General features: G+C 66.5%; 16 protein-coding genes and 1 pseudogene. 10 read left to right on the forward strand and 7 right to left on the reverse strand.

The annotated features are described in order from the left end of the window. The first annotated feature begins 180 nt into the window (after positions 1 to 180). Entirely contained in the window at positions 181 to 2,472 is a 2,292-nt protein-coding gene (locus tag HUT07_RS02885) for an NADP-dependent malic enzyme (RefSeq protein WP_176019653.1), read from the forward strand. A gap of 404 nt (positions 2,473 to 2,876) precedes the next feature. On the opposite strand, the gene HUT07_RS02890 is transcribed toward HUT07_RS02885, so the two are convergent. Continuing rightward, a complete protein-coding gene (locus HUT07_RS02890) occupies positions 2,877 to 3,632 on the reverse strand; it encodes a basic secretory protein-like protein (RefSeq protein ID WP_176019654.1) in 756 nt (251 codons plus the stop codon). Further along, a complete protein-coding gene (locus tag HUT07_RS02895; RefSeq protein WP_176019655.1) occupies positions 3,629 to 6,973 on the reverse strand; it encodes a GH92 family glycosyl hydrolase in 3,345 nt (1,114 codons plus the stop codon). The genes HUT07_RS02890 and HUT07_RS02895 overlap by 4 nt, the downstream gene beginning before the upstream one ends. Before the next feature lie 438 nt (positions 6,974 to 7,411). On the opposite strand from HUT07_RS02895, the gene HUT07_RS02900 reads away from it, so the two are divergent. From HUT07_RS02900 to HUT07_RS02915, 4 genes are all read left to right on the forward strand, one after another. Continuing rightward, the gene (locus HUT07_RS02900) at positions 7,412 to 7,609 is read left to right on the forward strand and encodes a zinc-finger domain-containing protein (RefSeq protein WP_025874129.1); all 198 of its coding nucleotides are present in this window, start codon (positions 7,412 to 7,414) and stop codon (positions 7,607 to 7,609) included. A 15-nt stretch (positions 7,610 to 7,624) separates the two neighbouring features. After that, positions 7,625 to 8,740 carry a glycosyltransferase gene (locus HUT07_RS02905; RefSeq protein ID WP_176019656.1) on the forward strand — a complete coding sequence of 372 codons (1,116 nt, stop codon included), beginning with the start codon at positions 7,625 to 7,627 and terminating at the stop codon, positions 8,738 to 8,740. Then, positions 8,721 to 10,052 carry an O-antigen ligase family protein gene (locus HUT07_RS02910; RefSeq protein WP_176019657.1) on the forward strand — a complete coding sequence of 444 codons (1,332 nt, stop codon included), beginning with the start codon at positions 8,721 to 8,723 and terminating at the stop codon, positions 10,050 to 10,052. Before HUT07_RS02905 ends, HUT07_RS02910 begins: the two co-directional genes overlap by 20 nt. Positions 10,053 to 10,238: 186 nt before the next feature. Next, complete coding sequence (locus HUT07_RS02915) at positions 10,239 to 10,688, forward strand: transposase (RefSeq protein WP_176019658.1); 450 nt, start codon at positions 10,239 to 10,241, stop codon at positions 10,686 to 10,688. A 280-nt stretch (positions 10,689 to 10,968) separates the two neighbouring features. Here HUT07_RS02915 and HUT07_RS02920 read toward each other — a convergent pair whose 3' ends face one another. Beyond that, on the reverse strand, positions 10,969 to 11,886 hold the full coding sequence (locus HUT07_RS02920; RefSeq protein WP_176019659.1) for an LpxL/LpxP family Kdo(2)-lipid IV(A) lauroyl/palmitoleoyl acyltransferase: 918 nt from the start codon (positions 11,884 to 11,886) through the stop codon (positions 10,969 to 10,971). Between the two features lie 60 nt (positions 11,887 to 11,946). Here HUT07_RS02920 and waaA point away from each other — a divergent pair, with 60 nt between their 5' ends. Both waaA and HUT07_RS02930 read left to right on the forward strand, forming a co-directional pair. Next, complete coding sequence (gene waaA, locus HUT07_RS02925) at positions 11,947 to 13,245, forward strand: lipid IV(A) 3-deoxy-D-manno-octulosonic acid transferase (RefSeq protein WP_176019660.1); 1,299 nt, start codon at positions 11,947 to 11,949, stop codon at positions 13,243 to 13,245. Between the two features lie 226 nt (positions 13,246 to 13,471). Continuing rightward, on the forward strand, positions 13,472 to 14,794 hold the full coding sequence (locus HUT07_RS02930; protein ID WP_254898799.1) for an amino acid transporter: 1,323 nt from the start codon (positions 13,472 to 13,474) through the stop codon (positions 14,792 to 14,794). An 81-nt stretch (positions 14,795 to 14,875) separates the two neighbouring features. Here the strand turns inward: HUT07_RS02930 and HUT07_RS02935 are convergent, their stop codons facing one another. The 3 genes and pseudogenes from HUT07_RS02935 to HUT07_RS02945 all read right to left on the reverse strand — a co-directional run bounded on the left by HUT07_RS02935 (position 14,876) and on the right by HUT07_RS02945 (position 17,734). Continuing rightward, positions 14,876 to 16,234 carry a TolC family outer membrane protein gene (locus HUT07_RS02935; RefSeq protein ID WP_176019661.1) on the reverse strand — a complete coding sequence of 453 codons (1,359 nt, stop codon included), beginning with the start codon at positions 16,232 to 16,234 and terminating at the stop codon, positions 14,876 to 14,878. A 16-nt stretch (positions 16,235 to 16,250) separates the two neighbouring features. Next, the gene (locus HUT07_RS02940; protein WP_176019662.1) at positions 16,251 to 16,898 is read right to left on the reverse strand and encodes a protein-L-isoaspartate O-methyltransferase; all 648 of its coding nucleotides are present in this window, start codon (positions 16,896 to 16,898) and stop codon (positions 16,251 to 16,253) included. Between the two features lie 136 nt (positions 16,899 to 17,034). Beyond that, positions 17,035 to 17,734, reverse strand: a pseudogene (locus tag HUT07_RS02945) (TetR/AcrR family transcriptional regulator). Between the two features lie 123 nt (positions 17,735 to 17,857). Here HUT07_RS02945 and HUT07_RS02950 point away from each other — a divergent pair. Beyond that, a complete protein-coding gene (locus HUT07_RS02950) occupies positions 17,858 to 18,994 on the forward strand; it encodes an efflux RND transporter periplasmic adaptor subunit (RefSeq protein ID WP_176019663.1) in 1,137 nt (378 codons plus the stop codon). Between the two features lie 3 nt (positions 18,995 to 18,997). Next, positions 18,998 to 22,159: an efflux RND transporter permease subunit gene (locus HUT07_RS02955; RefSeq protein WP_176019664.1), complete on the forward strand. Its 3,162-nt coding sequence runs from the start codon at positions 18,998 to 19,000 to the stop codon at positions 22,157 to 22,159. Positions 22,160 to 22,583: 424 nt separating this feature from the next. Here HUT07_RS02955 and HUT07_RS02960 read toward each other — a convergent pair whose 3' ends face one another. Then, on the reverse strand, positions 22,584 to 23,489 hold the full coding sequence (locus HUT07_RS02960) for a LysR family transcriptional regulator (RefSeq protein ID WP_176019665.1): 906 nt from the start codon (positions 23,487 to 23,489) through the stop codon (positions 22,584 to 22,586). Between the two features lie 116 nt (positions 23,490 to 23,605). On the opposite strand from HUT07_RS02960, the gene HUT07_RS02965 reads away from it, so the two are divergent. Then, the gene (locus tag HUT07_RS02965; protein WP_176019666.1) at positions 23,606 to 24,379 is read left to right on the forward strand and encodes an SDR family oxidoreductase; all 774 of its coding nucleotides are present in this window, start codon (positions 23,606 to 23,608) and stop codon (positions 24,377 to 24,379) included. Positions 24,380 to 24,418 lie beyond the last annotated feature (39 nt).

Raw genomic sequence — 24,418 nt, forward strand, 5'->3', positions numbered from 1 at the left:
CAGCGTTTCAAGGCGTCCCACGGCTGTCATCGCCAGCGCCGAAGCTGTGCTCTGATAACGTCGCATACGCCATGGAATTGTGCGGTCGCAGCATCACTGCGACAGCATAGCGACAGGTCCGACCGCTCCAACGGGGGTATGATCCCCTGTCCCTTCTGCCCATTCATGTAACCCACATCGATGTCCAACGAAGATTTCAAACAGGCCGCCCTCGATTACCACCGGATGTCTCCGCCCGGCAAGATCAAGGTTTCCGCTACCAAGCCCATGCTGACCCAGCGCGACCTGTCGCTGGCGTATTCGCCGGGCGTGGCGTACGCCTGTGAAGCGATCAAGGCTGATCCGCAGCAGGCCAGCGAGCTGACTGCCCGCGGCAACCTGGTGGCAGTGATCTCCAACGGCACCGCGGTGCTGGGCCTGGGCAACATCGGTGCGCTGGCCGGCAAGCCGGTGATGGAAGGCAAGGGCGTGCTGTTCCAGAAGTTCGCCGGCATCGATGTGTTCGACATCGAAGTGGACGAGAACGACCCGGACAAGCTGGTCGACATCATCGCCTCGCTGGAGCCGACCTTCGGCGGCATCAACCTGGAAGACATCAAGGCGCCGGAATGCTTCATCGTCGAGCGCAAGCTGCGCGAGCGCATGAAGATCCCGGTGTTCCATGACGACCAGCACGGCACGGCGATCATCGTCGGCGCCGCGGTGCTGAACGCCATGGCGATCACCGGCAAGAAGATCGAGGAAGTGAAGCTGGCGACCACGGGCATGGGCGCGGCCGGCATTTCCTGCGTGAACATGCTGGTGCAGCTGGGCCTGAAGCCGGAGAACATCCTGGCCTTCGACCGCGAAGGTGTCATCCACACCGGCCGTACCGATCTGGACCCGGAAAAGCAGCGCTATGCGCGCGACACCGACAAGCGCACCCTGGCCGAGATCGTCGACGGCGCGGACATCTTCCTGGGCCTGTCGGCGCCGGGCATCCTGACCGCCGAGATGGTCAAGACGATGGCACCGGACCCGGTGATCTTCGCCCTGGCCAACCCGACCCCGGAAATCATGCCGGAACTGGTGCGCGCTGCGCGTCCGGACGCGATCATCGGTACCGGCCGTTCGGACTACCCGAACCAGGTCAACAACGTGCTGTGCTTCCCGTACCTGTTCCGCGGTGCGCTGGACGTCGGTGCGACCGCGATCAACGAGGAAATGAAGATCGCCTGCGTGCGCGCGATTGCCGCCCTGGCCCGCCGCGCCGCCACCGACATGGGCTCGGCCTATGGCGGTGAAACCCCGAGTTTCGGCCGCGAATACCTGATCCCGCGCCCGTTCGACCGCCGCCTGTTGGTAGAGCTGTCGGCCGCCGTGGCCCAGGCCGCGATGGATTCGGGCGTGGCCGCCCGTCCGATCGCCGACATGGAAGCCTACCGGCAGAAGCTGTCGCAGTTCGTCTACCGCACCAGCCTGATGATGAAGCCGGTCTACGACCGCGCGCGCAGCGACAAGCAGCGCGTGGTGTATGCCGAAGGCGAAGAAGAAGTGGTGCTGCAGGCGGTGCAGAACGTGGTCGATGACGGCCTGGCACACCCGATCCTGATCGGTCGCCCGGAAGTGATCGAGTCGCGCATCGAACGCCTCGGCCTGCGCCTGAAGATCGGCGAGAACGTTGAAGTCACCAACATCAACGACGACCCGCGCTTCAACGAGTACTGGCAGTACTACCACGGCCTGACCGGTCGTCGTGGCGTCACCGTGGCCGCCGCCAAGAACCTGATGCGTTCGCGCCCGACCCTGATCGCCGCCGTGATGGTCGCCCGTGGCGAAGCCGATGCGATGCTGACCGGCATCGTCGGCCGCTTCCACAAGAAGCTGGGCTACGTGCGCAGCGTGCTGCCGCTGGAGCCGAAGGTCACCTCGACCTCGGCGATGACCGGCGTGATCAACCAGCAGGGCGTGTTCTTCTTCGTTGACACCCACGTGCAGGAAGACCCGACCGCCGAGCAGCTGTGTGAAGCGACCCTGCAGGCGGCGTACCGCATGAAGCTGTTCGGCGTCGAGCCGAAGGTGGCACTGCTGTCGCACTCCAACTTCGGCAGCCACGATTCGAAGGATGCGCTGAAGATGCGCCAGGTGCGCGAGCTGCTGCTCAAGCGCAACCCGCGTCTGAACGTGGACGGCGAAATGCAGGGTGACACCGCATGGGATGAAGCCCTGCGCCAGAAGCTGCTGCCGGGCTCGACCCTGCAGGGCCGTGCCAACCTGTTCGTGCTGCCGAACCTGGAAGCGGCCAACATCGCCTACAACCTGGTGCGCGTGTTCACCGATGGCGTAGCGATCGGTCCGATCCTGATGGGCGTGAACAAGCCGGTGCACATCCTGACCACCAGCGCGACCTCGCGCCGGATCCTGAACATGACCGCGATTGCCGCAGTCGATGCGCAGATCCGCAAGCAGATCGAAGCGGAGAAGAAGGCGTAAGCCTTCGTTCCGCTACGATCTGCAGAAACGCGCCCTACGGGGCGCGTTTCTGTTTCCGCAACGCGGAAACGGTAGTGCCGGCCGCTGGCCGGCAACCGCAATCATGCCCAGGTACACTGCGACAGCCGGCCAGCGGCCGGCTCTACCTGCAGGCGCCTGCCACACCCGCTACGCCGCCCGGTAATCGCCCTGCAACCTCGCTACGGCCCAATACGCCCACGCGGCCCGGCCGTGGGAAGGGACCGGACTGGCCTTCCCACCCTGGGCCCGACCAACTTTCCATGGGCGGAGCAGTGTCATGCGCAGTCGAGTGAGCAAGCGGTATTTCCAGCAGTTGTTCGCGCTGTACGCCGGCTTCGTGCAATTGCGTTGAAGGCCGGGGCATCGCCCCGGCAACGTCGAACTTATCGCCGCTTTGCGCGCCGCGCGGGCGGCGGCGCCGGGGCCGGGGAGCGCGGCTTGGCGTACTCCGCCCACAGCGCCGGCAGGGTCTTGCCGGTGTGCTTCTGCCATAGCGCCGGTGCATAGCGCCCGTCGCGCAGATCCTTGTCCAGTGCCAGCACCAGTCCCGGATGCGCCGCTTCAGCCCACTTCAGGAAGGCACCGGTCACCCGGTAGCCGCTTTCCACCGTCTGGCCCTGGCTCAGCTTGTCCGGCAACGCCCAGCCGGCAGCGGTGTTGTTCATGCCGTAGCGGTCGCGTGCGTAGTCGGCGATGCCCTCCACCAGCCAGCCCGGCACGCGCTTGTCGCCATAGCTGGGGTAGCCCTGCACGATATGCATCGCCTCATGGGTCACCAGATCAATGTCATCCGGGTGCTGGACCAGCCAACCCGGGTTGATGGTGATGGTGCTGGCCTTGTCCTTGTCGCCGACGAAGGCGACGCCGTTGTACGCCGGATCGATCACGATGCGCACTTCATTCGGCGCGGCCGGGCGGAAGTCCGCACGCTCGCGCAGGTAGGCGAAGTAGAACGTATCGATGATGCGCTTGCGCACCGGTGCGGCCAGCGCGCCGGTGGCGTCCTGGTAATACAGCGTCACCCCGTCACGGCTGACCTGGCCATCGAAGGCCTGGGTCTGCGGTTGTGCATGGCTGAGCGTGGGGAAGGCAAGGGCAGCAAGAGCGAGGGGGAGGAAGCGTAGGCGCATGGGCGTCATTGTAGGGGGGAAGGCGCCAGCAGTTCGATCTCGGCCAGCTGCAGGCGCCCCGGCGCAGCCAGGCGCAGACGGTACTCGGCATAGCGTGAGGGCGAAGCGATACGGAATGGGCGGGTCTGTCGGGCCGAGGTGAATTCCTCTCCGCGTCGCTGGTCCAGCGTTACCCAGCGCCCGTTGCCGGTACGTGCTTCCAGCGTCCACTCGCCGCCACGGATAGCGCCATCACCGCTGGTCAGCGTGTACATCGTCGGTACGCCATCGCCCACATGGCTCAGCGCGATGGTCGCACCGGCGCCCAGTGGCACGGCCGTGGTGGCATCGTCGTCGATCAGCGCGGGCAGGGCACGGCCATCGGCCAGTGCCGCCTGTGCGCCGTTGCCGAGCAGATCATGCAGCAGCTGAGGGCGCTGGCCACGCGCGGTCAGCGAGCGGGGCACATCATCGATGCCGCTCCCCCAGCGCGACGGCTGCGGGCCCATCACGAAGTCCAGGGTCGCGCCCTTGGCGATCACCTCGTGCGGCACCCAGGTCTTCGTCCACGGCTTGCCGTTGATCTTCAGCGACTGCACGTAGACGTTCTCGCGCGAATTCTGCGCCGCATTGACGGTCAACACCGCGCCACCCTGCAGCTCGACACGGGCATGCTGGAACGCGGGCGAACCAATCGCGTACTCCGGCGCGCCCATGCGCAGCGGATACAGGCCCAGCGACGCCAGCACGTACCAGGCCGAGGTTTCACCGTTGTCCTCGTCGCCCGGATAGCCCTGGCCGATCTCGCTGCCGACATATAGCCGCGACAGGATCTCGCGCACATGCTGCTGGGTCTTCCACGGCTGCCCGGCATACAGGTACATCCACGGGATGTGGTGTGCCGGCTGGTTGCTGTGCGCGTACATGCCCATGCGCACATCGCGCGCTTCGGTCATCTCGTGGATGGTGCCGCCGTAGGAGCCGGCGAACGCGGCGTCGGCGGTTTCCGGCGTGGCGAAGAAGGTGTCGAGCTTGGCGGCCAGCTTGTCGCGGCCACCGTACAGCGCGGCCAGGCCTTCGCCATCGTGCGCGGCGGTGAAGGCGAACGTCCAGCCATTGGATTCGGTGTAGTCGTGGCCCCACACGCGCGGGTCGTAATCCTTGGCATCCAGGCGCCAGCTGCCATCGGCCTTGCGGCCCTGGAAGAAGCCGGCCGCCGGATCGAACATCGTCGCGTAGCTGGCGGCGCGGTAGCGGAAGTAGTCGGCTTCGGTGGCGTAGCGTTCGCGTGCGGACGGCGTCGTTGCACGCTTGGCCAGTGCATCGGCCATGTTGGCGATGCCGAAGTCATTGAGCGCACCTTCCATCGTCCACGACATGCCTTCATGCACGTCGGCGCTGGCATAGCCGCGGAACGTCGAACGCTCCATGCCCTTGCGACCGACGTGACGGTCTGGTGGTACCACCGTGGCGTTCTTCAGCGCTGCGGCATAGGCCTCTTCGGGATTGAAGCCACCGATGCCCTTCAGCCACGCATCGGCGAAGGCCACGTCCGAGCTGGTGCCGACCATCAGGTCCGCGTAGCCGGGCGAGGACCAGCGCGCGATCCAGCCACCGGCGCGGTACTGCTCGATGAAGCCCTGTACCAGCTGCCCGGCATCTTCCGGGGTGAACAGCGCATACGCTGGCCAGGTGGTGCGGAACGTGTCCCAGAAGCCGTTGTTGACGAAGACCTTGCCGTCGCGCACCGCTGCGAAGCTGCGCGTCGCGCTGCCGTCGGTATTGTCATCGGCGGCGCTGGCCTGGCTGGCATAGCGCCAATCGGGCGCGGCGGCAGTGCCCGCGTTCTCATGGCCGGAATTGGGGTACAGGTACAACCGGTACAGGCTGGAATACAGCGTGGTCTTCTGGTCGTCGCTGGCATTGCCGATGTCGAAGCGGGCCAGGCGTGCATCCCACGCATCCTGTGCACGCCCGGCCACGCTGTCCAGCGTATCGGCCGCGGCGATTTCCAGCGCCAGGTTGTGGCGCGCCTGCTCGACGGAGATCAGAGAGGTGGCGATGCGCATCGTCACCCGTTGCTCGCTGCCTGCGTCGAACTTGATGTAGCCGGTCGGGCGGCCGGTGTTGATCTGGCCGCTGCTGCGCCACGGCTTGTCGAAGCTGGCCACCACATACATGCGGGTGGCGCCGTTGGACAGGCCGCTACGGGTATCGGTGTAGCCGGACAACGTCTGCGTGGCGGCGTCGAGGGTCAGCCCACCGCGCGAATCGACGTTGTCGAACAGCAGGTTGGCGTCGCCACCTGCCGGGAAATCGAAGCGGAACAGCGCGGCGTGGTCGGTGGGGGCGATGGACGCGGCGATACCGTTGTCGAAGCGCACGTCGTAGCGGTACGGGCGCGCGCTTTCCTGTGCACGGTCGAAGGACAACGCCCGCTTGCTGCGATCCGCTTCGGGCGTGCCGTGCGTGGCCGAGGGCATCACCTGGAAGGTCTGGCGGTCACCCATCCACGGGCTGGGCTGGTGGCTCAGGGCAAGTGCCTGCAGCTGCGGCCGGTTCCTGGCATCGTTCTGCTCGTTCCAGCGGTACAGCCAGTTCAGTGCGCCGGCATCGGTCACTGGCGTCCAGAAGTTGAAGCCGTGCGGTACAGCGGTGGCCGGGAAGTTGTTGCCGCGAGAAAAGGTGCCGTTGGCCTGGGTTCCGCGGGTGGTGAGTACCCAGTCGGAGACACGCTGTGGTGCATGCCGTGGCTGCACATCCAGGCGCACGTCGTCGATCCAGCCCGACACAGGGGCGCCATCGGCGCTGGCCACCTCAAGCTCGATGGCGATCACGCGGCGGCCCTTCAACGCAGGCACATCGCCCAGGCGCACCGCCTTGCGCGCCCACTGCTGCGGGTACAGCGTCTTCGAGTCGCCCTGGGCCTGTGCGCTCAACGCCACGCCGTGCTGGTCGCGCGCGCCGCTGCCAGATACGCGGCTGCCATCGTCCAGCAGCAGGTCCAGCGAGACATAGGTGGAGGCCACGGTGTCCTTGCCGACGATCTCCGGCAGTACCAGCCAGGACAGCGTGGCGTCGGCATCGATGGGCAGATCGGTCTTGAACAGTTCGCGGCGTGCGTGGCCGCCGCGGGCGCTGTAGTGCAAGGCATGCAGGCCGCTGTAGCCGACGCTGCGCTTGGCCGCGTACGGCGCGCCGGGGCCGCTGCCGACGTTGACGGACAGCGCGCCATTGGCGTTGGCCGGTGCAGGCTCGCCCGGCTCGAAGGAGGTCTGCAGCCCTTGCGCCAGCACCGGTGTCGCAGTGGTCGCACAGGCCAGGGCCAGGGCGAGCGGAAGCAGGGCGCGGCGCGGATCGGACAGGGTCATGCAGGGTCTCCCGGTAGGGCAGGCGGCAGGCAGAACCCGCATCGGCGAACACCACGGACAGCACCGCCCCGTCCGCCGCAAGGCAGTCGGGAGGCGATGCTGGTCCGGTGGGGGGCGGGCCATGCGATCGGGTCAGGAATGGATCGGGCCCGATGCTGCAACAGCTGGCAGCGCCCTGACAAGTGCCATTTAGTTCGATCCAAATGCGGGAATTTCGAGCGAAGACCGGTTTCCCACGGAACTTATTGGCACGCATGGGGAATTTCCAGCCGACCGGGCTTGGCGCCGCCGTCGGCGAACGGGCAGGGTGGTTGCATGGCGGGGCCTTGGCGCAGGTGTGAAGCGGGCCGCCGCGCGCAGCGGCCACGCAGCGCGCGGTGTTTGCCAGGCCCAGATGCTAGAATCGCAGGCCTCGCAATCCGTTCATCGACATCCGCCATGAGCCATACCGCCACCGCGCCCGCCAACGCCGAAAAGCGCTACACCGTGCACCGCAGCGATCTGCCGCTGAGCTGCCCGACCCCGGAAATGGCGCTGTGGAACTCGCATCCGCGGGTGTACCTGCCGATCGAAGACGAACCCAACGGGCAAGCGCAGTGTGCTTACTGCGGCGCCGTGTTCGTGCTGGCCGACTAAGCGGCGGCCCCCTCGATGCGCCGATTGACCGTGGTGCAGTTGCTGCCGGCGCTGCACTCCGGCGGTGTCGAGCGCTCGACCCTTGAAATCGCTGCGGCCCTGGTCGCTGCCGGCCATCGTGCGCTGGTGGTCTCGGCCGGTGGTCGCCTGGTGCCAGCGCTGCTCGACAGCGGTGCCGAGCACCTGACCCTGGATATCGGCCGCAAGTCGCTGCTGACGCTGCGCCATCTGCCTACCCTGCGCCGCCTGTTCACCGAAGTGGGCGCCGACATCGTCCATGCCCGCTCGCGCCTGCCGGCGTGGCTGGGGCTGTATGCGATCCGTGCGATGCAGCCGGCGCAGCGCCCGCATTGGGTCACCACCGTGCATGGGCTGAATTCGCCCGGCCGCTACAGCGCGGTGATGACGAGCGGCGAACGCGTGATCTGCGTATCCAACAGCGTGCGCGACTATGTGCAGGCGCATTACCCGACGGTGGCCCGTGACAGGCTGCAGGTGATCCCGCGTGGCGTGGACGTCAGCCAGTTCCCACGTGTGGCCCGTGCCGATCGGCGGCCGCGGCTGGCGCTGGCGGCGGACTACCCGTGGCTGGCCCAGGTCGATGGACCGCTGTTGCTGTTGCCCGGTCGTGGCACGCGGTTGAAAGGCCACACCCACGCACTGCGCCTGCTGGCCGATGTCCGCACAGCGGGCGTGCCGGCACAGCTGTGGATGCTGGGCACCGACGAGCTTGGCCGCGAAGCCTATGTGGCAGAGCTGCGCAAACAGGCAGACGTGCTTGGCGTGACCGATGCCGTGCACATCAGCACGCCGACCGCACGTATTGCCCAGGCGTACGCCGCCAGCGATCTGGTGCTGCAGCTGTCTGACAAGCCTGAAGCCTTCGGCCGTACCGTGGTCGAAGCGTTGTCGGTCGGCAGGCCGGTGCTGGGTTGGGACCACGGTGGCGTCGGTGAACTGCTGCAGCAGCTGCAGCCCAGTGGTGCAGTGCCGCTGGGCAATGCGCAGCTGCTGGGTGAACGTGCGCTGGCCTTGCTGGCACAGCCGCCGTCACTGCCGGGCCGTATCCCGTTTACCCTGCAGGCCATGCAGCGCGATACCCTCCGCCTCTATGCCGACCTCGCTGGCTGACGCCGCGCCGACCCTGCGCGACGAGCGCGCGGGACGCTGGGCGCCCTGGTGGGTGCTGGCCTACGTTGCGTTGTGGCCGCTGCCAGGCATCGCCGAAACGGTGCTGGGCCTGGGAGCGTTGTACGCCGCCGCACGCATGGTCATCCGCCGGATGCAGCATCGACCGCATCTGCTGAGCCCGGCAGCGTGGGCGCTGACATCGATTCTTTTCCTTGGTTACTGGCTGCCGCAGGCGTTCTCGGCGTTCGATGCGGTTGACCCATCGGCGTCGTGGACCAAGGCGGCGGCCGGGCTGCGCTATCTGCCTTTCATGTGGCTGGTGGCGATCGCCGTGGCCACGCCACAGCGGCGGCGTTTGACGCTGGGTGGGTTGGCGGTGATCACCGGCCTGTGGACGCTCGACGCGCTGGTGCAGGCACTGGCAGGTACCAGCCCATGGTTCTGGTCGCTGCAGCAGATCAAGCTGGCCATCAGCGGCCACGCGCTGTGCCCGGCTGACGAAGCCGCATTGGCAGATCGTCTCAGCGGAGTGCTTGGGCCGTGCAACTTGAAGTTCGGCCAGGTACTGGCGAGTCTTTCGCCGTTCCTGCTGTTGCCGGTGGCACGTCGCTTCGGCAACGCGGGCTGGTTGCTGGCCGCTGCGGCGGTCGGTGTGGTGCTGCTGCTGGCTGGCTCCCGTGCCTCATGGATCACCTTCGGCCTGGTGGTTGTCTACAGTGGCGTGCGCCAACTGGGATGGAAGCGGCTGGGGCTGCTCGCGCTGGTGGGTGTTCTCTCGGCAGGTGCACTGACCGCCAGCGTGCCGCAGTTGCGGGAGCGTGTTGCGCGCACGGCAATGGCCTGGGGTGGAGGTGAGGATGGCGTCGAACAGGCACTGTCCGGTCGTACCCGCATCTGGAGTGCGGCGGCCTGCATGATCGAAGCGCATCCGATCAATGGCGTCGGTGCACGTGGCTTCCGCGATGCCTATCCCGACTGCGTCGCTGACGAGGGGCCGGCAGTGTGGGGTGCGACGCCGGCGCTGCACGCGCATCAGATCGTGCTGGAGATTCTTGCCGAGACCGGGGTGCTGGGGCTGTTGCTGTGGCTGGCGGCGGCGGCACAGGCATGGCGGGCATGGCGTTTCGCGCCGGCAGCGGCGCGCGAGCGTGCACGACCGGCGATGCTGGCGTTGGCGGTTACTGTGTTCCCGCTCAATACCCACCTGGCGTTCTATTCCGCGTTCTGGGGCGGCCTGACCGTGCTGCTGGCCGCGCTGTTCGTCGGCACGTTGCTGGCGCGCGAACCGGACGATCTGCCGGGCGCCGCGTAGCGCCGCATCCACGCATGGCGTGGATCTACTGGATTACGCGGGACGATGGTTGTGCCTGAGCAGTAGATCCACGCCATGCGTGGATGGACTTTCCCATGAACATTGGCCGTCGTCGCGGCTTTTTCCGACTGGCTGCAGGGTGGTCCGCCAATGCACGCAGGGTCCCGCAAACCGCAGTCTGGTCCCATGGCCAGCCCCAGACTCCGATACGGTCGCTATTCCCGCACAGGCAATGTCTATTCCCTGACCACGACAACACGTGGCCGGGAGCCCTTCTTCTCCGACGCAGGCAACGTCGCAATGCTGGTGGACGCATTGCGCTTCGTCGAACGCAGGGGCGTCAGCCACAGCCTAGCCTGGGTGGTGATGCCCGACCACCTGCATTGGCTGATGGAACTGCGGAAGGGAACGCTGGCCGAGTGCATGGCGCTGCTCAAGTCACGCAGCAGTCGGTTGCTGAACCGGCAACTGGGACGGAAGGGGGCGCTCTGGCAGCACGGCTATCACGACCATGCGGTGCGCACCGATGAATCCCTTCATGAGAAGGCGATGTACATCCTGGGCAATCCGGTGCGGGCCGGATTGGCCGGTGAGTTGGGGGAGTACCCGCATGCGTGGTGTCGTTGGCCGTTGTAGATTCCGGTGTCGGAGCGGAGAGCATCCACGCATGGCGTGGATGGAGCCAGCCGTCAGTAGATCCACGCCATGCGTGGATGGGGCCAGCCGCCAGTAGATCCACGCCATGCGTGGATGAAGCCAGCCAGTAGATCCACGCCATGCGTGGATGAAGCCAGCCAGTAGATCCACGCCATGCGTGGATGAAGTCAGCCAGTAGATCCACGCCATGCGTGGATGGGGCCAGTCGTCAGTAGATCCACGCCATGCGTGGATGGGGCGTTCCCGCCCGCCCGTCACATCACTTGTAGAAATCGCTCCGCCCGCCCGGCTGGCGCTTGAAGCGGCGATGGATCCACAGGTACTGGTCCGGCGCCTCGCGCACCATCTGTTCGATGGCCTGGTTGACCCGCGCGGTATCGGCCTCGACGTCTTCGCTGGGGAAATTCTCCAGCGGCGCACCGATCTTCAGGAAGTACTTCCCGCCTTCGCGGCGATGGAAGTAGGGAATGACCGCACAACCGGTCATCCGCGCCAGCTGGTGGGTCGCGGTGATGGTGGATGCGGTGTGGCCGAAGAACGGCACGAACACGGTGTCCTTGCCACGCATGTCCTGGTCGGGCGCGTACCAGAGGAAGCCGCCCTTCTTCAGGTGGCGCACCGTCGAACGGATGTCCTCGTTGGCGTACATGGCTTTGGCGTAGCGCAGGCGGCCGAACTTCACCGCCCACTCGTACACCGGGTTTTTGTGCTTGCGGTACATGCCGGACAGGTCGACGTGGTCGCACAGCAGGCGGCCGCACATCTCCAGGGTCATGAAGTGGCCCGAGACCAGCAGCACGCCGCGGCCTTCAGCCTGCATCTGCTTGAGGTGTTCCAGTCCTTCGATATGCACCTGCGGGCGGATGCTGTCGATGCTGCCCCACCACGAGCGCGCGCATTCGAAGATGCCTACGCCCAGCGCATCGAAGCTGTCGCGCACCAGGCGCTTGCGCCAGGCCTCGTCCTTCTCGGGGAAGCACAGCTTGAGGTTGACCTCGGCAGCGTGGCGGCGGCTGCCGGCCAGGCGCCAGGCGATCGAGCCGACCCCGCGGCCGAGCGCGCGCTGCAGCATCCACGGCAGCCGGGCGATCCCGAAGGCAGTGAACATGACGGCAAACATCGGCCAGTTGCGTGGATCACGCAGCGACGGACGGACGGCGGTGGTGGCATCGGACATGCCGCCATTCTACCAACCCGGCCGCGTGTCTTTCCCGGGGGGCTCCCGTATCCTTGCCGCATGCGTAAAGACCCTGTCGAATGGATCCTGCGTGGCCTGTACTCGGCCGTGCTGTACCTCCTGCTGCCGATCACCGTGTACCACCTGGTCTGGCGCGGTTTCCGGGTCCGTGAATACTTCCGGCGCTGGGATGAACGCTATGCGTCCTATCCGCAGCCGAGCGGCCAGCCGCGGGTCTGGCTGCACGCGGTCTCGGTGGGCGAGGTCAACGCCGCTGCGCCGCTGGTCAATGCGCTGCGTGAGCAGCGGCCGGACATCCGCTGGGTCATCACCACCATCACCCCGACCGGCTCGGAACGGGTGCGCGCGCTGTGGGGCGATGCGCTGGACCACGTGTACCTGCCCTATGACGTGCCCGGCAGCGTCAACCGCTTCCTCGGGCACTTCCAGCCCAGCCTGGCGCTGATCCTGGAAACCGAGCTGTGGCCGAACATGCTGTTCGGTTGCCGCGACCGTCGCATTCCGGTCTACATCCTCAATGCGCGCCTGTCGGCCCGGTCGCTGCGCGGCTACCGCGTGCTGGCGGCGTTGATCCGGCGTGCGCTGCGCACGGTCACCTGCGTGGCCGCACAATCGCAGGATGACGCCGCGCGGTTCGTGCAGTTGGGCGCGGCACAGGAACAGGTGCAGGCGTTGGGCAACCTGAAGTTCGACATCGCCACGCCGGACGTGCAGCCGTTCATCGAACAGTTCCACGCCCACGTACCGGCCACGCGTCCGGTGTGGATCGCGGCCAGTACGCATGACGGCGAAGAGCAGGCGGTGATCGACCTGCACCGCCGTCTGCGCCAGCAGCATCCGGACCTGCTGCTGTTGTGGGCGCCGCGGCATCCCGAGCGCTTCCCCAAGGTGGAGGCGCTGGCCCGCGAGCAGGGCTGGAGCGTAGCGACGCGGCGCGCGCAGCAGTGGCCAGTGGCCGGCAGCGATGTCTTCGTCATCGATACGTTGGGCGAACTGATGCCGTTCTACGGCTGCGCCCAGGTCGCCTTCGTCGGTGGCAGCCTGCAGGCCATCGGCGGCCACAACCTGCTGGAGCCTGCGGCAATGGGCACTGCAGCGGTGACCGGCCCGCACCTGCACAACTTCGCCGAAATCTCGCGGCGCATGCGTGAAGCCGGCGCACTGCTGATCGGTGAGGACGTTCAGGCGGTGGGTGATCTGCTGCTGCACCTGCTCGACGACGCGCAGGCGCGTGAGGACATGGCCCGCGCGGGTTGCACGCTGGTCAGCAATGGTCGCGGCGCGCTGCAGCGGACCCTGCAGCTGGTGGCTCCGCATCTGCCGCCACCGCTGGCCTGAGTCCCCGCGCGCTACCGCTAAGCGCTCTTCCAGGTGGCTCTGTCGTGATCGCCTGCATCACGTCTGCTTGATGCTGGTGAGTCTGTCGTAGCCGGACCGCTCCCGCTGTCCACTGCGTGCGGGCTGTCACAGCATGATGCCTGCGCCGCCCATTCCGATTCCGCTTCTCCCCGTCAGGCTGCAGCCTGCTGTCGACCACGCTTGGACGATATCAAGGGAGCTTTGAATGATTGGCGACAACGGAGGCGCGCTGCAGGGCGGCGCGAAGACCGGAGGGCTGGGCACCGACCATCTGCTGGTGGCGGCGCTGACCCTGCTGATGGGCGGCAGCGTTGTCGCGCTGGTCGGCCAGCACACGGCGGCGCAGGCCGGGCCGGCCATTGTCCTCAGCCTGTTGCTGGCGGCGCTGGGCACGCTGCCGATGCTGTATTGCCTGCGTATGGCGATGCGGAGCGTGCCGGATCCTTCCGGGCTGCATGGGCTGCTCCGTGCCGCCTGGGGCAAGCCGCTTGCGGATGTACTGGTGATCGCGCTGCTGCTGGAACTGACGGCGACCACCGCAGGCCTGGCGCAATCGATGGCGAACCATCTGTACGCGGCCGCTGAGGCCGTCGATGTCGCTCCCGCGCAGTGGATGCCATTGCCGCTGGCGGCCTCGATCATGGTGTTGCTGCTGGGAGCTGCCACAGCAGTGCTGCGGACACCGTACGCGTTGCTGTTGGCCAGTGCTCTGCTGACTGTGAAGCTGGGCGTGGGCCTGCTGCTGGTGTTGCTGGCGGCACGCCATGTGCACTACGCCTATTGGATTCCCTGGCTGCCATCAGCGACCGCCCCCTACCGCTTCGGATTGGGCGGCGTGCTTGCCGCTGGCGTGGCAGTACTCGGTGTCCTGCTCGGTGCCGGCCTGCTGGCTGGGTTTGCCGGGAGACTGCCGCGCCCCCGTCCGCAGGTTTCCCACGCCGCAGGCGCAGCGGTGCTGATGGCGATGTTGTGCCTGATGGTAGTGGCTGCGCTGCAGTCCGGCCTGATCGAATTTGCGGCACTGGCCAGCACGCGGCCGCTGTCGGTGGCATTGCAGGGTGTGCCGCAGCTGCAATGGTTGTTGCCGCTGTTGCCGTTGGCCGGTGGCGCGGGGCTGGCGGCGCTGCAGATGGTGTTGCTGCTGCTGGCCGCGCGGATGGGACTGGAGGTGTGGCCGCCCGCGTCGGGTGATGCGGGCGCCCATGCGCGATTGCTGGTGACGATTGCGTTGACCGTGCTGGCGGCGGCCTTGGCGTTTTCTTTGCCGGACGGTTGGCTTCCGCAGTTGCCGGGACCTGCGGGCCTGCTGGTCCTTGCCGCTGTGTGCCTGGGCGTTGCCCGCAGCCAATGGCAGGCGCGGGCTGCGGGCGAGGAGTGGCGGCTCGTCCCGATGCTGCTCCCACCTGTGGCGACTGCCCTGTGCCTGTTGCCGGCTGTCACGTCCCGGCTGTTCGTGCCGCTGCTGGTGGTACTGATGGTCGTGTTGGCAGGCATGTTTCTGCATCGACGGGCGGGGCGTTCGCGCTAGCGCCACGCGCGGCCCGTCATCGGCAATCCATAAAAAAAGCCACCCTCGCGGGTGGCTTTCTGATCAGGCCGGTACGTCGACTCAGTTCGTCGTCGTGGACGGATTGCCCGCGTCCAGGGTCAGCAGGCGATTGATGTCCTGCAGCTCGGCGACATCCAGGCCACCCACGGCCTGGCTCAGCAGCAGGCGGTTCTGCAGGAAGTTGTAGCGGGCCTGTGCGTAGTCCAACTGCGCGGAGAACAGGATGCGCTGGTTCTGGATCACGTCCAGTACCGTGCGTGTACCCACTTCCAGGCCGACCTGGGAGGCATCGTAGGCGCTCTGCGCGGACACCACCGCCAGGCGGCGGGCTTCCACTTCGCTGATGCCCTGCACCAGGGTCTGGTAGGCATTGCGGGTATTGCGGTCCAGCGCGCGCTTCTGCTGCTCGAAACCATCCTGGGCGATATCACGCTGGGCCAGGGCCTGGCGCACGCCGGACTGGGTGGCGCCGCCTGAGAAGATCGGCACGCTCAGGGTCAGGCCGATGCTGTTGGTGCGTGCATCGGGTGAGAGCGAACCCGCGCCGGTGCTGTCACCCCAGGTTGCGCTCTTGCCCCAGCTGCCGCCCAGCGACAGGGTCGGGTAGTGGCCGCCACGGGCTGCCTGCACGCCGGCTTCGGCGGCACCGACCTTCAGTTCCTGCGCCTTCAGCGCCGGATTCTGCGTGGTCGCCTGCTGCACCAGCTCGTCCAGGTTGCCGCGGTTGGCCGGCACTTCCGGACGGAAATCGGCTGGCAGGCCCTTCAGGTTCATCACCGGCTGGCCAGTCAGTTCGGTCAGGGCCTGGTAGTTGTCGGCCAGGGTGTTCTGCGCAACGATCGCGTTGGCGCGCGCCTGGTCGTACTGGGCGCGTGCTTCATGCACGTCGGTGATCGGCGCCAGGCCCACTTCCAGGCGCTTGTCGGCGAAGTCGAACTGCTTCTTCGCGGCCGCTTCGTTGGTCTTTGCGGCGTTCAGCGATTCGATCGCCACCAGCACGTTGAAGTAGGCCGCCGAGGTGCGCACGATCAGGTTGTCGTTGGCCGAGTCGAGGGTGAAATCCGCCGCCTTGCTCAGCTCGCGCTGCGAACGCAGGTTGTTGATCTGCGTCCAGTTGAACAGCGTCTGGCTGCCATTGATCGTGTAGTTGCGGCGCTTGCTGGTGACCGAGCCGGAGTTGGCATCGGCATTGGCTTCGCTGCGCGAGCGGTTCAGCGTGGCCGTGCCGTCGATCTGCGGCAGCAGGGCAGCACGCGCCTGCACGGCGCCTTCCTTGTCGTACAGCCGGGTGGATTCGGCGGCGGACAGCTGCGGGTCGCCATTGCGCGCCATTTCATAGACCTGCAGCAGGTCGGCGGCATGGGCGGACAACGGCAGCAGGGCAGTGGCCAGCGCAACAGCGAGGGATCGGCGGATCATTGCGGCTTCCTTGGACTCAGAGGTGGAACTGGGGGGCCGGGGCGGCACCACGCAGGTAATCGATATCGGTCTCGAACAGCGATTCGGTGCTGCCATCGGCCTTCACCAGCAGCGCTTCCATGGCCGGCGAACGACCGTGGATGACATACAGACGACCACCCGGACGCAACCACGAAGCGAACTGTGACGGCACCACGTCAACGGCGCCAGTGACACAGATCACGTCGAAGCGGCGTTCGGTCTGCCAGGCCAGGCCATCGGCCACTTCCACGCGCACGTTGGTGCCCAGGCCAGTGGCATCCAGACGGGCGCGCGCGGCGGCGGCCAGTTCCGGATCGATTTCCAGGCTCAGCACGTCGCGCGCCAGCGCGCCGATGCAGGCCGAGAGGAAGCCGCTGCCGGTGCCGATTTCCAGCACTTCGTCACCCGGCTGCAGATCCAGTGCCTGCAGGGTACGGCCCTCGATGACCGGCTTCATCATCTTCTGGCCGTTGCCGATCGGCAGTTCGACATCGGCATAGGCCAGCGCCCGGTGCGCGTCGGCGACGAAGGCCTCGCGCGGCAGGCGGGCCAGGACGTCGAGCACCTTGATGTCCAGCACGTCCCAGGGACGGATCTGCTGTTCCACCATCAGTTCGCGGGCGTGGGCGTAATCAATCGTCATGAGGTTCAAATCCAGCGCAGTGGGCCGGCCATTTTACCGGTGCCGGAGGCCGGCGGCGCGCCCAGAGCATCAGCTGCCGGGTGGCCGGGGTCGCAGTGCCGGAAGTCATCGCGACCTCCGGTTCGTTCAGTTTTGGTTATCCGGCGGTTCCTGCCTCCCGCGGGCCGTAGGCACGCAGGAAGAAATCCACGCTGGCGGCCACATGGATCGCAGCATCGGTCTCGACGGGTGACAGTGGTCTCGACGGGTGACAGTGGCATGCCGCACATCATATGCATGTGCACTTCGCCCTTCACCAGGGTCAGGAACTGCTGGCCGGCGATGTAGCAGTCGGGGATGTCCAGTTCGCCGCGCTCGGCACGCAGGCGCATGAAGTCGGCCAGCGCCTCGCAGGTGCGTTGCGGGCCTGCCTGCCAGAACAGTTCGCGCAGGCGCTCGTCGGTCTCCGGGGCCATCATCACCCGCTGGATCGACAGGGCCGCGTCGGAGGTGATCATCTCGAAGAACGCCATGCCGATGCCCAGCAGCTGGTCGCGCAGGGGGCCTTCCACGTCGGCCACGAACAGTGCGTCGGGCAGCATTTCGGTGCACTTGGACTGCACAGCTTCGGAGAACAGGGTCTCTTTGTCGCCGAAATGGCTGTATACGGTCAGTTTCGAGACGCCAGCCTGGGCAGCGATGCTGTCCATGCTCACACCGCTGTAGCCCTGTTCGATGAACAGTGTCTTGGCTGCCTCGAGTATCGCCGCGCGCTTGCCCAGGTCCTTGGGGCGCCCGGGACCGGCAGCCTTGGCAGCGGGCTTGGCCGACGGCTTTCGGGAAGTGGGAGAACTCATTCCGCTAATACTAGACCAAGCGGTTCGATATTTATACTATACCGGCTGGTTCACTAATGTCCGCGTTGCAACAGTATGTTGCCGGCGCGTTCCCCCCGGATTTCTTTTCAGGTCCTGTACCTCATGAAAAACATGCGTTGGTTGGGCGTAGGCGTGCTGGTTGTGGTGTTGGCAGCGTGCGGCAAGCAGGCCGCCGAACCGGTGGCGGCCATCCCGGTGCTGGTGGTGCATCCCACCACGCAGGATGGACAGGCTGCGGCCGCCTACCCCGGCGAGGTGCGTGCCCGCCAGGAAAGCCCGCTGTCGTTCCGGGTGGGCGGCAACCTGGTCAAGCGTCACGTCGACGCTGGCGAGCGGGTGAAGAAGGGCCAGCTGCTGGCCGAGCTGGACGCGGCCGACTACGCCTCGCAGGCGGCTGCGTCGCAGGCGCAGCTGGCGGCGGCGGAAGCAGACCTGGTGCGTGCCCGTGATGACCAGAAGCGCTACGCCAAGCTGGCCGAAGACCAGCTGGTCAGCCGCTCGGCGCTGGACCAGCAGACGGCGGCGTTCAAGGCCGCGCAGGGCCAGGCCAATGCCGCCCGGGCCAACCTTGCCGTGGCCCGCAACCAGGCCGAGTACGCGCAGCTGCGCGCGCCCGCCGATGGCGTGATCGCCAGCCGCCAGGCCGAAGCCGGGCAGGTCGTGAGCGCAGGGCAGACGGTGTTCACCCTGGCCGCCGACGGTGGCCGTGAGGTGCTGATCGCGCTGCCGGAAAGCAGCATCCGCGACTACAAGGTCGGCCAGTCGGTACAGGTGGAACTGTGGAACCGCCCGGGCCAGCTGCTGCCCGGCACCCTGCGCGAGATCGCCCCGGCCGCCGATGCGCAGGCCCGCACGTATGCCACGCGGGTCAGTCTGGCGCCGGAAGCCTTGAGCGAAGTGGAACTGGGCCAGAGTGCGCGGGTGTTCGCCAGCGCCGGGCGCAGTGGCGCACTGCAGCTGCCGCTGGCCGCCGTGCTGCGTGGCAGTGATGGCAAAGCCAGCGTGTGGGTGGTCAATCCGTCCAGTGGTGCGTTGAAGGCAACCCCGGTCCAGGTGGGTGCCTATGGCGCGCAGGCCGTGCCGGTGGTGTCCGGCGTGGGCGCGACGGACTGGGTGGTCGCTGCCGGCGGCCACCTGCTGCGCGAAGGGCAGGTGGTGACGCCGGTCGATCGCCAGAACCGCCCGGTGCTGGCGCCGTCGGCCGCCAAGCCGGCGCCGGCCGCAGGCAAGGGGCACTGACCCGTGCGCCGCTTCAATCTCTCCGAATGGGCGCTGGGCAATCGCCCGCTGGTGTTGTTCGCGATGCTGGCGTTCGCCGTCATCGGTGCCTGGTCGTACAAGCACCTGGGCCAGTCCGAAGATCCGCCGTTCACCTTCAAGGCGATGGTGGTGCGCACGATGTGGCCGGGCGCCACCGCCGAGCAGGTTTCGCGGCAGGTGACCGAGCCGATCGAAAAAGCGTTGATGAACACCGGCGAGTACGAGTTCATCCGCTCGTACTCGCGCCCGGGCGAATCGCAGGTGATCTTCATGGCCCGCGACAGCCTGCGCTCCAAGCAGATCCCGGACCTGTGGTACCAGGTGCGCAAGCGCGTGGGCGATATCCGCGCGACGCTGCCGAGGGAAATCGTCGGCCCGTTCTACAACGATGAGTTCGGCGACACGTTCGGCAACATCTATGCGTTGACCGGCGAAGGCTTCGACTACGCGGTGATGCGCGACTATGCCGACCGCATCCAGCTGGAGCTGCAGCGCGTGCCCGACGTCGGCAAGATCGACCTGGTCGGCCTGCAGGACGAGAAGGTGTGGATCGAGCTGTCCAACACCAAACTGGCCACCCTGGGTGTGTCGCTGCAGCAGGTGCAGCAGGCCTTGGCGGATCAGAACGCAGTGTCCGCCACGAGTTTCTTCGAGACCCCGACCGACCGCGTGCAGCTGCGCGTGACGGGTCAGTTCGATTCGATCGAGGACATCCGCAGATTCCCGATCCAGGCCGGCGAACGCACGCTGCACCTGGGTGACATTGCCGAGGTCAAGCGCGGCTTTGCCGATCCCTCTTCGCCGAAGATGCGTTTCATGGGCGAGGACGCGATCGGCCTGGCGGTGGCGATGAAGGACGGCGGTGACATCCTCAAGCTGGGTGCCACCCTGGATGCCGAGTTCGAACGCCTGCAGAAGACCCTGCCGGCCGGCATGCAGCTGCGCAAGGTCTCTGACCAGCCGCATGCGGTGGAAGAGTCGGTGGGCGAGTTCGTGCAGGTGCTGACCGAAGCGGTGGTGATCGTGCTGCTGGTCAGCTTCTTCTCGCTGGGCCTGCGCACCGGCCTGGTGGTGGGCGTGACCATTCCACTGGTGCTGGCGATGACCTTCTTCGTCATGCACTACTTCGACATCGGCCTGCACAAGATTTCGTTGGGTGCGCTGGTGCTGGCACTGGGCCTGCTGGTGGACGATGCGATCATCGCGGTGGAGATGATGGCCACCAAGATGGAGCAGGGCTATGACCGCCTGCGCGCGGCCAGTTTCGCCTGGGAATCCACGGCATTCCCGATGTTGACCGGTACCCTGATCACCGCAGCGGGCTTCCTGCCCATTGCCACCGCTGCATCGAGCACCGGTGAGTACACCCGCTCGCTGTTCCAGGTGGTGACCATTGCGCTGGTGGTGTCATGGATTGCCGCTGTGCTGTTCATCCCGTACCTGGGCGACAAGATGCTGCCGGACCTGTTCAATCCGCAGCTGCCCAAGCCGGACAGCCTGGCCGGTCGCTGGCGCGCCAAGCGCCTGCAGTGGGCCGACCGCCATCCGGCGCTCGCGCGCTGGATCGCACCGAAGGAACATGCGCACGACCATGATCCGTACCAGCGGCCGTTCTATACCCGTTTCCGGGCGTTCCTGGATACCTGCCTGCGCCATCGCTGGTGGGTGATCGGCGCGACCATCGCGCTGTTCATCGGTTCGCTGATGCTGTTCCGCTTCGTGCCACAGCAGTTCTTCCCCGACTCGACCCGCCCGGAACTGATGGTGGACATCGAACTGGCCGAAGGTGCGTCGCTGGCCGCGACCCAGGCACAGGCCGACAAGCTGGAGAAGCTGTTGAAGGGCCGCGAGGGCATCAGCAACTACGTGGCCTACGTCGGCACCGGTTCGCCGCGCTTCTACCTGCCGCTGGACCAGCAGCTGCCGGCGACCAACTTCGCCCAGTTCGTGGTGCTTACCGAAGACGCCAAGGCCCGCGAATCGACCCGCGACTGGATGCTGAAAGAGGTGATCAGGCAGTTCCCGGATGTGCAGATGCGCGTGACGCGCCTGGAAAACGGGCCGCCGGTCGGCTATCCGGTGCAGATGCGCGTGTCCGGCGAGCACATCGCACAGGTGCAGGCGATCGCGCGCCAGGTCGAGGCCAAGGTGCGCGAAAACCCGCACGTGATGAACGTGAATCTGGACTGGAGCGAGCCGAGCAAGGTGGTGCGGCTGGTGATCGACCAGGATCGTGCCCGCGCGCTGGGTGTCAGCAGTGCGCAGGTCAGCCAGTTCCTCAGCAGCTCGTTGTCGGGCATGAGCGTGAGCACCTATCGTGAAGGTAACCGCCAGATCGAAATGCTGCTGCGTGGCCCGGACAACGAGCGCGCGCAGCTGGACCTGCTTGGCAGCCTGGCGATTCCGACCAGCACTGGCACCGCGGTGACGCTGTCGCAGGTCGCGCGCCTGGAATACGCCTTCGAGGACGGCATCATCTGGCACCGCAACCGCCTGCCGACGGTGACTGTGCGCGCCGACATCAGCGATGGCATGCAGCCGCTGGACGTGGTGCAGCAGATCGTGCCGACGCTGGATGGCATCCGTGCCGAGCTGCCCAGTGGCTATCTGCTGGAAACCGGCGGCTCGGTGGAGGATTCGGCACGCGGCCAGAATTCGATCAAGGCCGGCATGCCGCTGTTCCTGATCGTGGTGGCCACGTTGCTGATGCTGCAGCTGCGCAGCTTCTCGCGTGCGGCGATGGTGCTGGTCACCGCGCCGCTGGGCATCATCGGTGCGACGTTGTTCCTGCTGCTGTTCCGCGCGCCGTTCGGCTTCGTGGCGCTGTTGGGCACGATTGCGCTGGCGGGCATGATCATGCGCAACTCGGTGATCCTGATCGACCAGATCCAGCAGGACATCGATGCCGGGCATGACCGCTGGCATTCGATCATCGACGCGACGGTGCGGCGTTTCCGCCCGATCGTGCTGACCGCGCTGGCGGCAGTGCTGGCGATGATTCCGCTGTCGCGCAGCGCGTTCTACGGCTCGATGGCGATCTCGATCATGGGTGGATTGATCGTGGGCACGGTGCTGACGCTGGTGTTCCTGCCGGCGCTGTATGCGGCGTGGTTCCGGGTGAAGCCGGACGAATCCGGGGCGTAATGCCCCGGGTTCCTGGGCCGCCGCCCTTGGTAGGTGCCAATCTTGGTTGGCATGGATGCATGCATCCACGCATGGCGTGGATCTACTGGTAGAGCCACCCCATGGGTGGCTGCGGACTTCCGGGCTCCGTCCATCCACGCATGGCGTGGATCTACTGGTAGAGCCACCCCATGGGTGGCTGCGGACTTCCGGGCTTTGTCATCCACGCATGGCGTGGATCGAGTGGTAGAGCCACCCCATGGGTGGCTGCGGACCTACGGGCTTCGTCATCCACGCATGGCGTGGATCTACGGGTAGAGCCACCCCATGGGTGGCTGCGGACTTGCGGGCTCCGTCATCCACGCATGGCGTGGATCTAGTGGTAGAGCCACCCCATGGGTGGCTGCGGACCTACGGGCTCCGTCCATCCACGCATGGCGTGGATCTACTGAAGCTGTAAGCCGCTGCGCAGCAGCGGCTCCAGCCAATCCAGGAATACCTGCACACGTTGCGCGCGGTGCTGACGATGCGGCAGCAACAGGGTCACCGGCAACGGCTGTGCCACGTACTGCGGCATCACTTCCACCAGCGCACCGGAATGCAGTTCGGCCTGCACGTCGTAGCGTGGAATCTGCAGCAGTCCCAGCCCCGCGACGCAGCAGGCAATCGATGCCTCGGCGCTGTTCACCCGCACCCAGCCCGTCATCGGCAGCGTGCGCAGTTGTGCGCCGTCCTGCCATTCCCACGGCTCCACCCGCGCGGTGGTTGGCGACGCGTAGTTCACCGCACGATGTTGCTGCAGATCGACAGGATGCTGCGGTACGCCGTGCTCGTGCAGGTACGCAGGCGCTGCAACGTTGACGAAATCCAGCTCGCCCAGCGTGCGGGCCACCAGGCTGGAGTCACCCAGCTGGCCCACCCGCAGCACCGCATCGCAGCCGTCCTCGATCAGATTCACCGCGCGGTCGGTCATGCCCAGATCCAGCTCGACCTGTGGGTGCCGTGCAAAGAAGTCGGGCAGGGATGGGGCGATGATGCGGCGGCCGATGCGGCTGGGTACATCGACCTTCAACAGGCCCCTCGGCTGCGCGTCGTCCTGCCGGAACAGTGATTCGGCATCTTCCACTTCGGCGATCAGACGCAGGCAGCGCGCGTAGAAGGTGTCGCCATCGTGGGTAGCGGAGACCCTGCGGGTGGAGCGCTGCAACAGGCGCGTGCCCAGACGCTGCTCCAGTTCCGCCACGGCCGCCGAGACGGTGGAGCGGGGCAGGCCGAGCTGGTCGGCGGCGCGGGTGAAGCTGGTGCACTCCACCACCCGGGCAAAGATGCGGAAACGCTCGATCCGGTCCATTGTTCGCCGACTCTGGAAAGTTAAGTCAATGTTGCGGGCTTTATCCGCGATTTCTGCACGATATCGTCGTCTGCACAGGGATGCCAGCCCGGCAGCCCCTCCCCGAGACCGATCCCATGACCGACCACCGTATCCAGGGCAAGACCGTGCTGATCGCCGGTGGCGCCAAGAATCTCGGCGGGCTGATCGCCCGCGACTTCGCCGAACAGGGCGCCAAGGCCATCGTCATCCACTACAACAGCGCCGCTACCCAGGACGATGCAGAGGCGACCGTCGCAGCCGTGCAGGCTGCAGGTGCCAAGGCCGTGGCGTTGCAGGCCGATCTGACCTCGGCGGCTGCGATGGAACGCCTGTTCGCCGATGCGGTCGCCGCCGTCGGTCGCCCTGACATCGCCATCAACACCGTCGGCAAAGTACTGAAGAAGCCGATGCTGGAAATCAGCGAAGCGGAGTACGACCAGATGAGCGCGGTCAATGCAAAGACGGCGTTCTTCTTCCTCAAGGAGGCCGGGCGTCATGTCAACGACGGCGGCCGCATCTGCACGTTGGTCACTTCGCTACTGGGCGCGTTCACGCCGTTCTATTCCAGCTATGCAGGTACAAAGGCGCCGGTGGAGCACTTCACCCGCGCAGCATCGAAGGAGTTTGGCGAGCGTGGGATTTCGGTAACCGCGATCGGTCCCGGGCCGATGGATACGCCGTTCTTCTATCCGGCCGAGAGTGCCGATGCGCAGGCGTACCACAAGACCGCTGCGGCGCTGTCGGCGTTCACCCGTACCGGCCTGACCGACATCGCCGACATCGTGCCGTGGATCCGCTTCCTGGTGACCGATGGCTGGTGGATGACCGGGCAGACCATCCTGGTCAATGGTGGCTACACCACCAAGTAGAGACACGCGAGGCTTGAGTTCATGCCGTAGATCCACGCC

This window comes from Stenotrophomonas sp. NA06056 (assembly GCF_013364355.1).
Taxonomy (GTDB): domain Bacteria; phylum Pseudomonadota; class Gammaproteobacteria; order Xanthomonadales; family Xanthomonadaceae; genus Stenotrophomonas.

Excerpts from the sequence above, each read along its gene's own strand:
- HUT07_RS02885 (WP_176019653.1), top strand. The coding sequence starts at position 181 with ATGTCCAACGAAGATTTCAAACAGGCCGCCCTCGATTACCACCGGATG.
- HUT07_RS02890 (WP_176019654.1), bottom strand. The coding sequence starts at position 3,632 with ATGACGCCCATGCGCCTACGCTTCCTCCCCCTCGCTCTTGCTGCCCTT.
- HUT07_RS02895 (WP_176019655.1), bottom strand. The coding sequence starts at position 6,973 with ATGACCCTGTCCGATCCGCGCCGCGCCCTGCTTCCGCTCGCCCTGGCC.
- HUT07_RS02900 (WP_025874129.1), top strand. The coding sequence starts at position 7,412 with ATGAGCCATACCGCCACCGCGCCCGCCAACGCCGAAAAGCGCTACACC.
- HUT07_RS02905 (WP_176019656.1), top strand. The coding sequence starts at position 7,625 with ATGCGCCGATTGACCGTGGTGCAGTTGCTGCCGGCGCTGCACTCCGGC.
- HUT07_RS02910 (WP_176019657.1), top strand. The coding sequence starts at position 8,721 with ATGCCGACCTCGCTGGCTGACGCCGCGCCGACCCTGCGCGACGAGCGC.
- HUT07_RS02915 (WP_176019658.1), top strand. The coding sequence starts at position 10,239 with ATGGCCAGCCCCAGACTCCGATACGGTCGCTATTCCCGCACAGGCAAT.
- HUT07_RS02920 (WP_176019659.1), bottom strand. The coding sequence starts at position 11,886 with ATGTCCGATGCCACCACCGCCGTCCGTCCGTCGCTGCGTGATCCACGC.
- waaA (WP_176019660.1), top strand. The coding sequence starts at position 11,947 with ATGCGTAAAGACCCTGTCGAATGGATCCTGCGTGGCCTGTACTCGGCC.
- HUT07_RS02930 (WP_254898799.1), top strand. The coding sequence starts at position 13,472 with ATGATTGGCGACAACGGAGGCGCGCTGCAGGGCGGCGCGAAGACCGGA.
- HUT07_RS02935 (WP_176019661.1), bottom strand. The coding sequence starts at position 16,234 with ATGATCCGCCGATCCCTCGCTGTTGCGCTGGCCACTGCCCTGCTGCCG.
- HUT07_RS02940 (WP_176019662.1), bottom strand. The coding sequence starts at position 16,898 with ATGACGATTGATTACGCCCACGCCCGCGAACTGATGGTGGAACAGCAG.
- HUT07_RS02950 (WP_176019663.1), top strand. The coding sequence starts at position 17,858 with ATGAAAAACATGCGTTGGTTGGGCGTAGGCGTGCTGGTTGTGGTGTTG.
- HUT07_RS02960 (WP_176019665.1), bottom strand. The coding sequence starts at position 23,489 with ATGGACCGGATCGAGCGTTTCCGCATCTTTGCCCGGGTGGTGGAGTGC.
- HUT07_RS02965 (WP_176019666.1), top strand. The coding sequence starts at position 23,606 with ATGACCGACCACCGTATCCAGGGCAAGACCGTGCTGATCGCCGGTGGC.